Origin of the sequence: Bradyrhizobium sp. 6(2017) (assembly GCF_011058295.2) — a bacterium.
In the GTDB taxonomy this organism is placed as follows: domain Bacteria; phylum Pseudomonadota; class Alphaproteobacteria; order Rhizobiales; family Xanthobacteraceae; genus Bradyrhizobium; species Bradyrhizobium septentrionale.
Genome location: NZ_CP049289.2, coordinates 6,477,509 through 6,491,981 on the forward strand (window position 1 = coordinate 6,477,509; position 14,473 = coordinate 6,491,981).

The window sequence follows — 14,473 nt, forward strand, 5'->3', positions numbered from 1 at the left end:
AAAGGCCCGTTAGCCATGGTCCCGGTGGTGTCATTTGATTTCCATGTCGCGGTGGGAGGGTTCCTTTGCGCGACGATACAAATCTCATCGCACCGGGAACTGTTGAGTGGCCTCTTTCGGGGTTGGGCGGGGCATAAGGGGCCAGCACCGGTAGTCGGGTGCTGGCCTGTTTTATCCCCTAGTGGCCTAGTTTGATTTTCGGAGTGGCCTGTTTTGAATTAACCGAGCGGCAACCAATGCTTAGCCGTTGTTCTCGGTAGGACTACTGAGTCGCGCACCGGATGTTCTGGCCTTAGCAATCCTTATGGTCCGCCAAGTGTTCTTCATCCACCGAGGAGAAGTGTTACCGGGGTTCTCCGTGGGTGAACGGAGTTCCTGACAACGAGCCAATCACCGTAGTTCTACGGCTTGGCACGAACTGCACTGGAGCTACCAAGTTTTCCCGGCGTAGACTGCCCCTCTACGTGGGGTTGTGTCATGTCAAATGACCTGTTTTTCCGATTCTGGGCTGTAATCCTAGGTCTCAGCCCGATAGCAATCATGGCGTTTGCTTTCCTTGCAAACTGATAGCTATGTCGGCCCGTATGCACCAACCGGGTCGCTAGATGGCCCCAGCAGCCAGCCTCCCATAGGGCCCCCAAAGGTTGCTGGGGTCGCTAATCAGAGGCCGCCTCAGTTGGCGGCCTCTTTCATTACGAGCCCTTCCCTGAGTCTTCCTCGGGCGCATACTCCAACGACAGTTGGGTGGGGACGACGGGATCGCGCTAGACGGGAGTGAGTACTACCTGTTTCTGGCGAACGAGGCCGACCCTGAGCAGCCCATCCAAATCCTCGCCAAGTTCGTGTCAGAGAGGGAAGCGGGCCGGTTCGCACGGCTCCCCTCGTCCAGATCGTCGGCCCAAAGAAACGGCCCCAGCGCGTTGGAACGAACGCTGAGGCCGTTTGCCCCGCCGCCGAATAGAAAGGGGCCGCCTCGCATCGTGCGGCCCCCAGCCGAGGGAAATTCTCGAAAAACACGCTACGGGATGAAAACAGGACCTGCCCCGGCAAGAGTCCGTTTACACTTATCCACAGGGCTTGGGGATTCCGGGAGAGCACGGTGTTTCCAAGAAAAGGCCCCAAAAGCTAGCCCCATTCCATCTTGTCGGTGACAGCCCCGTGAATAAAAAGGCGCCCAGTCTCAGATCATGGCGCCGTACCAAATTACGAGTGCGAAGATCACCAGCAACGCGATGGTGATGATCTGTTCACCGACGGGTATCGGTTGTTTGTCCATGACCCCGCGCTGAATCGAAACGGCCCCGGACGGGCTTGGGGAACACACCGGGGCCGCTTCATTGGGCGCCCCTGTCCGGAGGAGCGCGATTCACGGTACCGGGAAAAAGTGGCAATGGAAAACTGTCTTCGCGGACTACCCCACAAGTGTCCTAGCGCCAAAAAATAGGCCCCGGCAGTGAAGCCAAAGGCCAGTATTTCCTATGCTCGAAGCGAGCAGGCTCCAATGGGCTATCGTTTAACACGGCGAGTTCCCAATTGCCACTTTTTCCCGATTCCTCAGTCTGTCCTATTTTGCTAGGAGGAGTGTCCTGGTTAGGACAACACCGGTAATCGGGTGCCGGTCTGTTTTATCCCCTGGCGGCCTGGTTTGAATTTTGGCGTGGTCCGTTTTGGATTAAGCGAACAGAAACCAAGGCTTGGCCGATGTTCTCAGTAGGACTACTGAGCGGCCTTATTCACTGTTCTGGGCATATAAATCTTGATGATGTTTAATTCGTTCTTGCGAGAACAAAAGATAGGGCCGTCCGTGACCGGGATGGACCGAACGGCCCCAGCCAGCCCGTAGTACCAAAATGGAAGAATGGGCCGACACTCCCAGTTACGGGACATCAGGCAACCGGTTGCGCGAGAGGCGTTGCTGAGCCCCTTTGACCGATTGGCTAATGCCCCCGGGATTAAGATCGCTCAGCGAGAAACTAACCCACGATAACTTGGTTATAGAGCATCACCGGCACGATTTTGGGCGTCGGTGGCTGAGAGACCTACCGGGCTCCCGCCTTTCATTGGAATGGGAGCGCACGCCATGTGTGCGAAGTGTGTCGAGTTGGACGAAAGAAGCGTCCATTACGCTGCGCTCGCCCGAACGATCACGGATCGGCAGACCGTCGACGGCATCGCGCAGTTAATTGCAGAGCACGAAGCCCAGAAGCGCAAGCTGCATCCGGAGCCGAAAGAGTAAGACCGCCCTCGGCTGGCGAACGCGCTTCGTTCCTGTTTTCAATTGATAGCCCCGCAAACGTTTCTGATATCCGCAGATTGTGCCAACGAGAGAAGCGGCGCTCTTTTTGGCGACCGGCTGTGAACCTTTCGTTGCTCCGGCAAGACCGACCATCACCGGGATTTTTGTTCGTACCCTCTCGGGGCTAGAGCCCAGCGCCGCCTGCAAGATTTTCAAGCGGGCGGCGTTGTGCTGTCCGGCGTCGTTCGATCACTCGAAACGGCCCCGGCGCGCGGGCTAGCGGGATACGCGCCGGGGCCGCCCCCTTTGGCGCTCCGTCCGGAGAGCGCAATTCACTGTATCGGGAAAAAGTGGCAACGGAATGCGCCCTCGCGGATTACCTCATTTTGACAAGTGTCCTAACTGCCCGCAGCGCGGAACATCCCGTCTTTCGATCCGTTGATGATTCATCACCGCACCGCCCGTGGGCATCGACCGGTGATGAGATCGCCCGGTTAGTGCTCCCGCCCAACAACCAGCAGGGTGCAGCGCCATGCAGAAGCGGCGTCGCTTCAGGCACTCGCAATCACCGGAAGAACGTCTTGCCGACGAGGCCATGCGCCTGCGCGAGCAAGCCAGCACGCTTCCCCCATGTACCAAGAAAGAGGCCCTGCTGAGGAAGGCGCGGCATGACGAGACCACCGCTCACTTGACGGAGTGGCTGATGTCCCTGGGTTTGCGGATGCCCCTCTAGATCAGGGAGGACGACCATGCAGGCGAACCACCACCATATCGATGGCGTGGAGGTTGCCTTTGTCTGCGCTGCGGCGGTGTCGCTTGTGGCCCTGTTCGTCAGCGTGGCTTGGCTCTTGCTGCGGTGACATCCAGCGGTGACATCCAGCCGGGGAACGCGGACGGCTGCGGGCTGTTCTGCGCTGCCTCATTCATCGCTTCGACGATCCAAACGAAAAGGGCCCCGGCGAGGGGGACCCGCCGAGGCCAGAACAACTTAGTCACTCGATTCTAGGCCTCACACCGACACTTTGCCGGGTGCGTTTGGAGTACCGGAGTCATACGGACCAAAGATGTGAACCTTGCGCCCCGCTCGTCCGTAGCTGTCCAGGTCAGGATTTTGCCAACCCTCCTGGGGCTAGAACCAACGCCGTCCGTCGTATTTCAATGCGGGCGGCGTTGCTCATTTTTGGGCCCTGGAACAGCAATCCGGGGAACGAACCGAAACCTGGAGAGTCGGTTCTCAAGCTCCCGGCCTTAGCCCCCAAGCCCACCGGGAGTAGCGATCCCCGGCGCTGTGAAACCTCCGGCGCCCGGGGATCGTTGGTTGGCGAAAGGCCGATGCAATCTTCAACAGGAATGACCAATGCGATGACCGGTGGGGACCAGGCAATTGGCTGACGAGGGCCGCCCGCTCCACAAGGCTCGCCCCATGACCTGCTGGTCCCGTCACAAAATAAACGACCCCAGCGCGGGGGCCACGCTGAGGCCGACCTTCCCACATCGCGGTGCCGTCGGCGGACAGCAACCGAACCTGTGACAACTGGGCGCTGCCCAAGTCGGTTCCTGTTGAGCGAACGTCGTCCGCATATATTTCAAGCGGGCAGCGTTGTGCCGGAAGACACGCCGAGGCCGGAAAACCGGCATCGTCGCGCGGCATCCGCACGCGGGACGCATTGCCGAGATCAATTAACGTGTTAAGATTTATCGACTCCGACAATCAGCCGACAAGAGCCCGGAGCGACGTCAATGCTGACACCGCGGACCAGAGTTTTCCGAGATGCTCGAACGGCCGTCAGAAGAGGAAGCGCTGAAGCTCGCGATTGCGTTCTTCTGGATCCTGGAGCCCGACAGGCGCGCGGAAGTTTTGGCGCTCGCGGAAAAATACGCCAGAGAAGCTCCTGTCGTCGCGGATCGCGTTCACTTCAGCTTGCTCGACCACGTGAGGCACGAAAGCTATCCCGCTTCCGAGCGTCCTGATCCGAAGAAATCGATGTCCTGACCGGGACGGCACCGGCAGGTAACCAGAACCTTCGCCCGGCCATCCTGACGGCTATCGCCGCCCCTGCTCCGACCCGAGTTCCCGGTTCGAGCGGCTGACGAAGCCGGTGCGGAAAGGCGGCCATCCAGCGATGGGCCGCAATCCGTAGTTCTCCGGGCGAGAACAAAGTTCCTGCGGCGGATGGTCCCACACACGCGGCGTGCCGCTTGGATAATCAACAAGTTACCGGCAGGCCTGATCACGCTGGACAACGGGTTTGGCACAATCTGCATAATACCTTAGTACCTCTCCTGACCCCCGAAAAAACTACGTAGCCTTCACAGGAAGACTCAAGGTTCCGCCAGTGTTCGTAACATTGGCGCGTCCGGCCGGCGCTGCCTGCGCGTCGCGAGGCAGGCGATGCGGCCGACGGACGGATCCTCTTCCAGGGTCCATAACGAAGAGCGAATGGGCGCAATTTTCACATTACCGTTTGACGGGTTTTAGTTATTGATACAACTTTTAGTTTAAGATTCGAAGACCGCCTTTCAATTGCGGAACCGGTCCAGATGATCCACAGGGGCGTCGAATTCAGTGTCACGCAGCTGGTGGCCGGCGTCTGGGGATGGCGCTTCCAGATCGGCGATCGGATCTTCACGGGCAAGACCGAGGCGAAACTCGACCTGCTTGCGATCCGCCGGGTGCAGCTGCGGATCGACCGCGAGTTGAACAAGGTCGGGCGGGGACGGACCCGCGGACGCAGCGATTGCGATTGAGGCGCAGTCTGTCCGGCAAGCGCCGGATGATTGTCTTGACGCGTTTTCTTCACGCGAACCAGCGTCGAAAACGCTCTAATCCGCGCTGGCCAGCCGCCGCATCGTGAACTCGATGTCGCCGCCGGGCAGCTCACGCCAGCTCTCGACGGTGCTCATATAGGCCGCCTTCGGATAGCGCTTGAGAAAGTCACGCGCCCGCAGGCGGGCCTGATCCCGCGGCAAGCTGAAGGTCTCGCGCAGATAGCCGTCATCCGGCTTGCGCCGCTCGGCCATCCGGCTGGCGAGATCGCGCGGACGAAACACCATTGCCGCAACTCCGGACCAACTGACGACGCCCCCAATATAGGCGCCGCGCCAGGAGATTCCGAGTCCGTGGGAGACGACGAAGCCGGCCCGAACGGGGGCGCTACTGGCTGCGCTGCGCCGAGCTTGCGGGCTGCGCGGTGCTTCCGGTCTTGGTCTTCGGCTTGGCGGGGGGATGGGCTGTCGCCTTCGGCGCGTCGCTGCGCACGACACCCCAGGGATCGGACGATCCCTTGGCATCGGGAATCTTGCTGAGCGAGTCCTTGTAGGCCTTGTCGTTGACCGCGTCCCGATCCTTCTCCTCCTGGGTCTTGCTTTTGACCTCGGGCATCAGGTTGACGTTCGGCATTTGCGCATAGGCCGGCGCCGACAGCAGCACCGCAACCGCAACCGCGCACAAAACTCTCATAACAACGCTCCTTGCATTTTCAGCAGTGGTATATCACCGCAAGAAAGCCGCCGCCAAGCGCGCCTGCCCCTGCCCTAGAGATGGTCTGATTTGCAGGATTTCGGCGACTGCACCCAGTCGTCCCAGATCGGACCGCAGCGCGTGCAACCGCTCAGCGCAAGCCCGATCGCAATCACGCCGCCCAGCATCGCCAACCTGCGGAACATGTACGCCCCCACCACTGACGAGGGGCAATTGGGCTATGGAACTGGGGCATTTTCAAGCCGGGCACGGCGCTTGCACGCCGCGCACGCGCGTCGGAGCGCAGCGCACGCGCACATCGGTTTGACCAGGCGGCCGCGCAAATTACACTGCGCAACAAAGCAGAAAAGGAATCGATCAAATGACTTTGGCGATGAGCTGGGACGAATGGACGCGGCACGACGGGACGGCGCTCGCCGAGCGCGTCCGGAACGGCGAGCTGACGCCGCGGGAGCTGGCGTCCCAGGCCGCCGCCGCCATCGCCAAGGTCGATCCCGCGCTGACGGGCGTGGTCGAGCTGTTCGACGACGTGATCGCCGATCCCGCACGCGACGGCGCCGATCTCAACGGACCGTTCGCCGGCCTGCCCTTCCTGATGAAGGATCTCGGCCCGACCTTGAAGGGCCGGCTGCAGGAGATGGGCTCGCTGATGATGCGCGGCAATCGCGCGGCGGCGGATACCTTCCTGACGACGAAGCTGCGCAAGGCCGGCCTCAATTTGATCGGCCGCACCACCACGCCGGAGTTCGGGGTCTGCAGCTCGGCCGAAAACCCCGCCGTCTATGTCACGCGCAATCCCTGGAACACCGACTACACCACCTGCGGCTCGTCGGCCGGCAGCGCGGCGATGGTTGCCGCCGGTGCCGTGCCGATCGCGCATGCGACCGACGGCGGCGGCTCGATCCGGATTCCCGCCGGCGTCAACGGCAATATCGGGCTGAAAGTGTCGCGCGGCGTGTTCTCGCTCGCGCCGCATCTGTCCGATCTCACCGGGCTGGTCTCGATCCAGGGCTGCCAGTCGCGCACGGTGCGCGACACCGCTGTCTTCGTCGATGCATGCCGCGGCCCGGCGCCCGGCGAATTCATGCCGTTCTGGACTTCGGCGGAGCCCTATACGGCGATGATCGCGCGCGATCCCGGGCGGCTCAGAATCGCGCTGTCGCACAGCTGGGGCGACTATCGCGCGACGCCGCATATCGCCGCCGAGCTCGCGCGGGTCGGACGCTTCCTCGAAGGCCTGGGCCATCAGGTCGATTACGCACTGCCGTCGATCGACTACGGGGACGCCTTCGCGGCCCAGACCACCTGCTACATCAGCAATTTCGCCGTCGTGATCAGCAACATGCTCGCCGCACGCGGACTGGAGCGGCCGCCGGCGGATTTGATCGAGCCGATCAATATCCGCATCTGGGAGCATGGCAGGCACTTTAGCTTCGCCGATCGCGCCCGCATGCAGGCAACCTTCAACACGACGGCGCGCGGCTTCGGCGCCTTCTTCGAGGATTGGGACATCATCCTGACGCCGATCACGGCGCTGCCGACGCCGAAGGTCGGCACCACGGAATATCTCACCATCAGCGACAATCCGTCGGTGCTGGACTGGTTCGGCAATCTCTGGCGCAACTTCGCCTTCACGCCGCTTGCCAATCTGTGCGGCATCCCGGCGATCTCGCTGCCGCTTGCAACCAACGAGCACGGCCTGCCGCTCGGCATTCAGGCGATCGGAAAACAGGCCGATGACGGGTCGCTGCTGCAGCTCGCGGCCCAGATCGAACGGGCGATCGACGGCAAGTGGAATGACGGCAAGCGGCCTGGCGTGCATGTCACGCGCGACTAGGCAATAAAGAGCAAGCAAGAAACCAAGCGGAGGAAACGGAACGTCATGCAGCAGGCCGGTGAATTCGGGATCGACGACGCGCGACGCGTGCTCGGCGACGTCTTTGCGCCATGGGTGCAGGACCTCAATCTGTCGATCGAGCTGTTCGACTTTGCGCCGCCCGCCGGTGGCGGTGCCGACTGGCAGCCCGGCGCCATCCTGCGCATGCCGTTTTCCGAGCGGCTGTGCCGCCAGGGCGGCATCGTCTGCGGCCAGGCGCTGATGGCGTTCGCCGACACCGCGATGGTGCTCGCCAATCTCGCGGCCAACAAGGGCTATCGTCCGATGACGACGGTCGACCAGACCACGCATTTCATGCGCGCGGCGACCGCGTCCGATGTGCTGGCCGACGCCCGTGTGGTCCGGCTCGGCCGTACCATGAGCTTCGGCCGCGTCACGCTGCTCTCCGCCACCGACAACAAGCCGGTGGCGATGGTGTCGAGCGCATTCGCGATGCTGCCGGGATAGAGCACAATCCGGAAAAGTGCGAAGCGGTTTTCCCTCGCGACAAACGCTAGGCGTTTGCGCGGGGATTATGCTCAAACAAGAAACGTCATTTGCCGAGAACGGCCTCGGCGGCATTGACGATGCTGATCGTCGGGTTCTTTCCGCAATAGGTGCCGAACTTCTTGGCATTCTCCACGAACACATCGGTGTCGATGATCGCCTCGTCGGAATCGCCCTTGTACCAGCCGTCCATCCAGATCAGCACCATCTTGATGGTATCGTCGCCGCCTTCGACGAACTGCTTGCAGGTCATGGTCGACAGATCGAGGACGGTGGCCTTGGCCGGCGCGGACGACAGGGCAAGCGCGACGGCAAGCATGATCGAGGCAGTGAACTTCATCGCAATCTCCATGGACAATGATCTGAAATGAACAGGTCGCCGGAAGCCCAGCGCGTCCGCTCGCGACCTCGTAAGCGAAGCATTGCAGCGAACGCAAGCATGGCATCGCGCAGATCGTTCTGCACGTCGTTTCGGTGCACGGAGTGAGAATCCGTGTCGCCGATTTGTCATGTGACGCCTCAGCGAACGCGCAGTCGAGCTACACGACCTTGACGCGCCTCCTGCGCCAGCGCCAGAACAACCCGACAAGCACGATCAGCACCGCGCCGGCCGCGACTGCCTTCGCGGCAAATCGTCCGCCGGGACGATCGATCAAGCGCGCGAGAAGCGAAACACCCTCGCCCTGACGCGGCAGGCGAAATGCGACCACGCTGTCGCCGACCGATGTGCCGGCTTCGGAATGGCCGCCGGCGCCGATGACGACATATTGCTCGCCCTTCCAGAGATAGGTCATCGGATTGGCGACGCCCGGCACCGGAAGCCGGCCGAGCCACAATTGCTTGCCCGATCTGGCATCGAACGCGCGCAGATAGGCATCCATCGCGCCGGTGAAGACGAGGCCGCCCGCGGTGATCGCGACGCCATTGACCAGCGGCGTGCCGGTATCGAGCGCGATGCCGAGCGGCGCGAGATCCTCGCTGGTGCCGACCGACGAATGCCAGAGGATCTTGCCGGCCTTGAGATCGACCGCCACCGTCTCGCCCCACGGCGGCTTGTTGCACGGCGATCCAACCGCCGACTTCGCCAGCGCCCGCGACATCGCGAACGGCGCCCCTTCCTGCTGACCGAAATCATGTCCGGGCGGCGGGTCGAAGCCCTTGGCCTGGTCGCGCGGGATCAACGTGATGATGTGCGCCGCGTGGCTGACATTGGCGTAGAGGATCTGGTTGACCGGATCGAACGCTGCGCTGCCCCAGTTCACGCCGCCGCCGGTCATCGGATAGACGATCGTGCCTTGCGTCGACGGCGGCGTGTAAAGCCCCTCGTTGCGGGATTGCGAGAGCAGCTTCTCGCAAGCCGAGCTCCCGACGCCCGGCAGCAATCCGGCGACATCATCGGCCGTCATGCGCTGCGTCAGCAGCGGCGGCACGTGGGTCGGGAACGGCTGCGTCGGCGACAGTTTCTCGCCGTCGGCGCCGTTTTGCGGCACCGCGCGCTCCTCGACCGGCCACACCGGCTTGCCGGTGTCGCGATCGAGCACGAACACAAAGCCCTGCTTGGTCGGCTGGATCACGACGTCGCGCATGCCCGAACCGGTGTCGATCCGCGCCAATGTCGGCTGCGCCGGCAGGTCGTAGTCCCAGACGTCGTGATGCACGGTCTGGAATGCCCACACGAGCTCGCCGGTCTCGATCCGCAGCGCGACGACGGAATTGGCGTGCTCGTCATTGCCGGGACGCTTGCCGCCCCAGAAATCGGGACTGGGCGATGTCGTCGGCAGGAACACCAGGCCCCGCTCCTCGTCCACCGACATCGGCGCCCAGACATTGCTGTGACCGGCCTCGATCCCGTCATGCACCAGCGGATCGAACGTCCAGCGCAGCTGGCCGGTCCGCGCGTCAAAGGCCCGCACCGCGCCGAGCGGCGCATCGACCCGCCGGTTGTCGCCGATCGCGGATCCGACCACCACCACGCCGCGTCCCGTCACCGGCGCCGACGTGATCTGGAACTCGCCCGGCCATGCCAGCTTCATGCCGGCGTCGATCTTGATCTCGCCAGCGTTGCCGAAATCAGCGCAAGGCTTGCCGGTTCTGGCGTCGAGCGCGATCAGGCGCGTGTCATTGGTGCCGGTGAAGATGCGTGACTTGCAGGCCGCGCCGTCAGCCGCACGATCATCCGTCCAGTGCGCGACACCGCGGCAGACGAAGCGGTTGGCAGGCCGCTGCGCCATGCTGATCTTCGGATCGAACCGCCATTTCTGCGCACCGGTGCCGGGATCGAGCGCGATCACCTCGTTGAACGGCGTGCAGAGGATCAGGCTGTCCTCGACCAACAGCGGCGTCACCTCGAACTTGGTCCGCTTCATGACCTCGGGCGGGCGCGCGTCGAGATCGCCGGTGCGGAATTCCCAGCCACGCACCAGCGTGCCGACATTGTCTGATGTGATCTGGGTCAACGGCGAGAAGCGCTGTCCCCCGCGGTCACCGCCCCAATACTCCCAGGCGAGCGCCGGCTGGCTACACAGCACCACCGCGGCAACCAGGCGAAACAACGACCGCATTGCGTCCTCCCGCGAGTTGCGATCATCAAGCGTCGCATCTCACGCGGGGAAAGCGTTTACGCGATTGGCGCGTCAGTATCCACCCCTGTGATATCCGCCGCCATCATTGCCGCGATAGCCACCACGACCGCCGCCGATGCCAATTCCGATTCCTATTCCGACAGGCGGCCCGACAGGCTCGTCGACCACGGCAGGAGGCGGACGGCGCACCACCACGACGTCGTCCTCGACCACGACGCGCGGCGGGCGCTTGCCTGCGCGCCGCGGCGGATCGGGATCGACGCGCTTCTTGGCCGGCGCATCGGCCTTCTGCAACTGCGGCGGCGCGGCGTTGCAGGGACAGGTCGGCGCCGCCAGCGCGACATTGGTCGCGGGCACACTGACCGCAGCGGCCGGCGTCAGATCGGGACGATACGCAGCCGTTCGATCATCTTGCGCGCGGTGGCTGTAAGGTCGGTGTCAGGATATTGCGCGAGGAAGCCACGATAGGCCGCCGCCGTGTTGGCGAGAATGGCATCATTCCACGCCACCATCCGGCGATGCCGGTCGAGCCAGTCGCGCGCCTGCAGGCCGCGCGGCGTGCCGGCGAAGATCGCGGCGAAGGCCTCATAGGATTCGTCGGTGCCGTCGACCACGATCAACTCGCTTGCGGCCTCGATCGGCTTGCCCTGCAATTCGCGTTTCCATTCGTCGACGGTGCGTTTGGCGGCGGCGGGTTGCGGCGTGGCCGCGGGCGACGCCGAAGCCGAACCTGCCATGAAGCGGAAGTCGTCGGTGAGCGACGAGGAGTCCCATGGTGTCTGGCGGCCGTCGGTCACCTTGTACACCGCAAGGCGAACGCGCTTGAACGTGTCCTCGATCGGAATGCCCGGCTCCTTCGCCGAGGCCAGCAACGCGGTCGTATACGGGCTGTTGGCGCCGCTGCCGTCCTCGGCTTCCGCGCCCGGCGACGTCGAGAACGACACGAAGGTGCCGGGCGCGCCGACCCTGGCATCGACGATGGCAAGCCCGTGCCCCGCGGTCTTGCTGAGCTCCGGGAAAGTATTGTTGCGGCAGGCATCGAGCAGCACGATGCGCATCCGGCTCGGCACCGAGGTCAGCGTGTTCAGGATGTCGTTGAGGCGAACCGCCTGGATCGGGATGTCGGCCTCGCGCTTCGGATCGACATCGACCGGCACCAGATAGTTCTCGCCGTCGATCTGCAAGCCATGGCCGGCATAGAACACCAGCGCCACGGTGTCGGCGCCCTTCGCCGCCACTTGTCCGGCGAAGTCGCTGATCCGGGCGCGCATCTCGTCCTGCGACAGATCGGACGCCGCCGTCACCGCAAATCCGGCATCGGTCAGCATCTGCGACATGGCCCTGGCGTCGTTGGCCGGATTGGGCAGCGCCGGCACGGACTTGTAGGCCGATTGCCCGATCACCAGCGCCAGACGGTTTTCCGCCAATGCCGGTACGGTGCCGAGCAGGATCGCAGCCGGAACGATCAGGCCGAGGAACGAACGGCGAAACATGGCGGCCTCCGGCGGTGACGTCGGAAATGGGTCGAAAGCCGTCAGACCAAGGTTCAAGCCACGCGGCAACCGACGCCGGTTCGCTGCAGAACTGTCGCGGGGTCCGACGATCGCTTACTGTTTCGGCTTCTTGGCCGGATCGGCGGCCGGCTTGGTGACGCCCCAGGGATCGTATTTTTCCTTGGGTTCGGGGATGCGGTCGAGCGCGGCCTTGTAGGCCTTCTCGTCGACCTTTGGCTTCTGCTCGGTCTTCGCGTCGCCGCCCCCGCCCCCGCCCCCTCGCCGGCCCTGGGCCAGGGTTGGTGTCGCGACCAGCGCCAGAATGACGGCAGCAACCGTGAAGCTTTTCATGTCAGTCTCTCTCCCCCGCGGCCGCAGAAACATCCGGCAATACCGCCACCCCAAACATAACTTGTCTCTCGACATTTGTTGATCGACAAAGCGCCGCGTGGCGCGAATTCAGCGTCACCAGGGGGGCGCAATCTGGGCCGCGGCACATTAAATTAACTCCATGGGACAGAGACAGGTACATGTGGCGGCGCTGCTGGCCGGCGCCGCCCTGATGTTGAGTGGCTGCGGGCTGGCGGACAGCCACGCGGTGTGGCCTGAGATATTGAAGGTCAAGTCCACCGAGCCGGCGCCGCTCGAGGCGCCTCCGGATGTCAAACGGCTGGTCGCGAGCAAGCTGGATTCGGTGTTCACCGCCGGCTCGCAGCCGACCCATGTGCGGGTTTCCGCCCCGCTGCACGACCCCGGCGGCACCGGCTGGACGGCCTGCGTGCAGGCTGAACTGACATCGGTGATCGGCAAGCCGCTCGGGACGCGGACCTATCGCGTGTTCATCAATGGTGGCGCGATCTTCGATCGCCGGCAGGTGGAAGCCGACGACAACTGCCTGACCGAGAATTACGAACCGGTCGACGGCGCCGTTGCGGTGCAAGCGCAACAAAATACCAAGCCGTGAGCCGCCCGCGGCATGCTGAACGCGCCGTTAACATGACCGCTCAAATTGCCTGATGGCCTCAACGGCATTTTCCATTTCTTTCCGCTAGCGTTGCCCTGACGAACGCGGGCCGATCAGGCTCGCGCACCGGGGAAAACAGGGACGTGGCCGATATTGCTGACCAGGCAATGATCCGCCGTGCATCGCATGACGATGCCACGGAGAGGAATGTGCTGCCGCCACTGTCGGGCGCACCGGTCAGCGCATGGCGCGGCCTCGCCGAACGCGCGATCGAGGCCAATGGCTACTACCAGCCCGACTGGGAATTGGCGGTCGATGCCTCGGCGCGCGGCCGCACCGGCGCGTCGCTGCTCAGCGCTACCGGCGATGGCGGGCAATTGATCGGGCTGTTGCCGGTCGTTTCGATGCGGCGGATCTATCGCATTCCCCTGCCCGCGCTGGTCGGCGCCGAACCCTATGGCACGCTGTGCACGCCGCTGCTCGACCGCGACGCCGCCGAGCAGGCGGTCGGCAAGATATTGCAGCAGGCACGCGATGCGGGCGCGCATGCGCTGATCCTCCGCACCATGTCGCTGGAAGGCCCGGCCATGGCCGCCATCCGCGCGGTGCTCGCGCGTGACGGTTTGCAGCCGCGCCTGCTCAGCGCCTATCAGCGCGCGCAGCTCGATGCGACGCGCGATGCCGACCAATTGCTGCGCGACGCGCTCGGGCCTAAGAAGCTGAAGGAGCTGCGCCGCCAGCGTCAACGCCTGGCCGACCATGGCGCGGTGCGCTTCGACGTCGCACGCACGCCGCGAGAAGTTGCCACCGCGCTTGAGACCTTCCTTGTCCTCGAATCCGGTGGCTGGAAGGGCCGACGCGGCACGGCGCTCAGCCAGCATGCCGGCGATGAGGCCTTCATCCGCCGTGCGACGTCGGCAATGGCCGAAGCCGGCCGCTGCGAGATCCTCACGCTGTACGCGGGCGCGACGCCGGTCGCAGGCGGCATCGTGGTGCGCCACCAGGACCGCGCCTTCTTCTTCAAGATCGGCATCGACGAGCGCTTTGCGAAGCATTCGCCCGGCGCGCAATTGACGCTGGAGCTGACGCGGAACCTCTGCGCCGATCCCGCGATCAATTCGGCCGATTCCACTGCAGCTCCCGGCCACCCCATGATCGATCCGATCTGGCGCGGCCGCTTCGCAATCGGCGACGTGCTGCTCCCGCTGCGACGCCGCGATCCGCTGCTACCGGCCATTCACGGCGCGCTGAACATGCACAGGCGCGGCTACGAAGCCGTGCGTGACGCTGTCAGGTGGATCCACCAACGGCGCGCAACGTCCGGATAGCACGAC

Annotated in this window: 14 protein-coding genes and 1 pseudogene; 8 read left to right on the forward strand and 7 right to left on the reverse strand. The window is 63.7% G+C overall.

The features are described 5' to 3' along the window. Nucleotides 1–2,080 precede the first annotated feature (2,080 nt). The 4 genes from G6P99_RS30635 (at nt 2,081) to G6P99_RS30650 (ending at nt 4,984) form a co-directional block, all read left to right on the forward strand. Complete coding sequence (locus G6P99_RS30635) at nt 2,081–2,236, forward strand: hypothetical protein (RefSeq protein WP_165124508.1); 156 nt, start codon at nt 2,081–2,083, stop codon at nt 2,234–2,236. A gap of 532 nt (nt 2,237–2,768) precedes the next feature. Next, a complete protein-coding gene (locus tag G6P99_RS30640; RefSeq protein ID WP_029085463.1) occupies nt 2,769–2,969 on the forward strand; it encodes a hypothetical protein in 201 nt (66 codons plus the stop codon). Nucleotides 2,970–4,007: 1,038 nt separating this feature from the next. Continuing rightward, nucleotides 4,008–4,229 carry a hypothetical protein gene (locus G6P99_RS30645; protein ID WP_029085462.1) on the forward strand — a complete coding sequence of 74 codons (222 nt, stop codon included), beginning with the start codon at nt 4,008–4,010 and terminating at the stop codon, nt 4,227–4,229. Between the two features lie 548 nt (nt 4,230–4,777). Further along, nucleotides 4,778–4,984: a hypothetical protein gene (locus G6P99_RS30650; RefSeq protein WP_029085461.1), complete on the forward strand. Its 207-nt coding sequence runs from the start codon at nt 4,778–4,780 to the stop codon at nt 4,982–4,984. Nucleotides 4,985–5,059: 75 nt separating this feature from the next. Here G6P99_RS30650 and G6P99_RS30655 read toward each other — a convergent pair whose 3' ends face one another. From G6P99_RS30655 to G6P99_RS30665, 3 genes are all read right to left on the reverse strand, one after another. Continuing rightward, on the reverse strand, nt 5,060–5,290 hold the full coding sequence (locus tag G6P99_RS30655) for a hypothetical protein (RefSeq protein WP_029085460.1): 231 nt from the start codon (nt 5,288–5,290) through the stop codon (nt 5,060–5,062). A 100-nt stretch (nt 5,291–5,390) separates the two neighbouring features. Continuing rightward, nucleotides 5,391–5,696: a hypothetical protein gene (locus G6P99_RS30660; RefSeq protein WP_029085459.1), complete on the reverse strand. Its 306-nt coding sequence runs from the start codon at nt 5,694–5,696 to the stop codon at nt 5,391–5,393. A 74-nt stretch (nt 5,697–5,770) separates the two neighbouring features. After that, entirely contained in the window at nt 5,771–5,902 is a 132-nt protein-coding gene (locus tag G6P99_RS30665; protein WP_029085458.1) for a hypothetical protein, read from the reverse strand. A gap of 176 nt (nt 5,903–6,078) precedes the next feature. On the opposite strand from G6P99_RS30665, the gene G6P99_RS30670 reads away from it, so the two are divergent. Both G6P99_RS30670 and G6P99_RS30675 read left to right on the forward strand, forming a co-directional pair. Continuing rightward, nucleotides 6,079–7,554 carry an amidase gene (locus G6P99_RS30670; RefSeq protein WP_029085457.1) on the forward strand — a complete coding sequence of 492 codons (1,476 nt, stop codon included), beginning with the start codon at nt 6,079–6,081 and terminating at the stop codon, nt 7,552–7,554. Nucleotides 7,555–7,599: 45 nt separating this feature from the next. Continuing rightward, complete coding sequence (locus G6P99_RS30675; protein ID WP_029085456.1) at nt 7,600–8,061, forward strand: PaaI family thioesterase; 462 nt, start codon at nt 7,600–7,602, stop codon at nt 8,059–8,061. 85 nt (nt 8,062–8,146) lie between these two features. Here the strand turns inward: G6P99_RS30675 and G6P99_RS30680 are convergent, their stop codons facing one another. From G6P99_RS30680 to G6P99_RS30695, 4 genes and pseudogenes are all read right to left on the reverse strand, one after another. Continuing rightward, nucleotides 8,147–8,440 carry an HdeA/HdeB family chaperone gene (locus tag G6P99_RS30680; protein ID WP_029085455.1) on the reverse strand — a complete coding sequence of 98 codons (294 nt, stop codon included), beginning with the start codon at nt 8,438–8,440 and terminating at the stop codon, nt 8,147–8,149. A gap of 199 nt (nt 8,441–8,639) precedes the next feature. After that, nucleotides 8,640–10,661: a pyrroloquinoline quinone-dependent dehydrogenase gene (locus tag G6P99_RS30685; RefSeq protein ID WP_029085454.1), complete on the reverse strand. Its 2,022-nt coding sequence runs from the start codon at nt 10,659–10,661 to the stop codon at nt 8,640–8,642. A gap of 72 nt (nt 10,662–10,733) precedes the next feature. After that, nucleotides 10,734–12,175: pseudogene (locus G6P99_RS30690) on the reverse strand (caspase family protein). Nucleotides 12,176–12,289: 114 nt separating this feature from the next. Further along, a complete protein-coding gene (locus G6P99_RS30695; protein ID WP_029085452.1) occupies nt 12,290–12,526 on the reverse strand; it encodes a hypothetical protein in 237 nt (78 codons plus the stop codon). 181 nt (nt 12,527–12,707) lie between these two features. Here G6P99_RS30695 and G6P99_RS30700 point away from each other — a divergent pair, with 181 nt between their 5' ends. Beyond that, the gene (locus G6P99_RS30700; protein ID WP_245284978.1) at nt 12,708–13,139 is read left to right on the forward strand and encodes a hypothetical protein; all 432 of its coding nucleotides are present in this window, start codon (nt 12,708–12,710) and stop codon (nt 13,137–13,139) included. A 143-nt stretch (nt 13,140–13,282) separates the two neighbouring features. Continuing rightward, nucleotides 13,283–14,467, forward strand: a complete 1,185-nt coding sequence (locus G6P99_RS30705) for a GNAT family N-acetyltransferase (RefSeq protein ID WP_029085450.1) — start codon at nt 13,283–13,285, stop codon at nt 14,465–14,467. Nucleotides 14,468–14,473: the final 6 nt, after the last annotated feature.

Excerpts from the sequence above, each read along its gene's own strand:
- G6P99_RS30635 (WP_165124508.1), top strand. The coding sequence starts at position 2,081 with ATGTGTGCGAAGTGTGTCGAGTTGGACGAAAGAAGCGTCCATTACGCT.
- G6P99_RS30640 (WP_029085463.1), top strand. The coding sequence starts at position 2,769 with ATGCAGAAGCGGCGTCGCTTCAGGCACTCGCAATCACCGGAAGAACGT.
- G6P99_RS30645 (WP_029085462.1), top strand. The coding sequence starts at position 4,008 with ATGCTCGAACGGCCGTCAGAAGAGGAAGCGCTGAAGCTCGCGATTGCG.
- G6P99_RS30650 (WP_029085461.1), top strand. The coding sequence starts at position 4,778 with ATGATCCACAGGGGCGTCGAATTCAGTGTCACGCAGCTGGTGGCCGGC.
- G6P99_RS30655 (WP_029085460.1), bottom strand. The coding sequence starts at position 5,290 with ATGGTGTTTCGTCCGCGCGATCTCGCCAGCCGGATGGCCGAGCGGCGC.
- G6P99_RS30660 (WP_029085459.1), bottom strand. The coding sequence starts at position 5,696 with ATGAGAGTTTTGTGCGCGGTTGCGGTTGCGGTGCTGCTGTCGGCGCCG.
- G6P99_RS30665 (WP_029085458.1), bottom strand. The coding sequence starts at position 5,902 with ATGTTCCGCAGGTTGGCGATGCTGGGCGGCGTGATTGCGATCGGGCTT.
- G6P99_RS30670 (WP_029085457.1), top strand. The coding sequence starts at position 6,079 with ATGACTTTGGCGATGAGCTGGGACGAATGGACGCGGCACGACGGGACG.
- G6P99_RS30675 (WP_029085456.1), top strand. The coding sequence starts at position 7,600 with ATGCAGCAGGCCGGTGAATTCGGGATCGACGACGCGCGACGCGTGCTC.
- G6P99_RS30680 (WP_029085455.1), bottom strand. The coding sequence starts at position 8,440 with ATGAAGTTCACTGCCTCGATCATGCTTGCCGTCGCGCTTGCCCTGTCG.
- G6P99_RS30685 (WP_029085454.1), bottom strand. The coding sequence starts at position 10,661 with ATGCGGTCGTTGTTTCGCCTGGTTGCCGCGGTGGTGCTGTGTAGCCAG.
- G6P99_RS30695 (WP_029085452.1), bottom strand. The coding sequence starts at position 12,526 with ATGAAAAGCTTCACGGTTGCTGCCGTCATTCTGGCGCTGGTCGCGACA.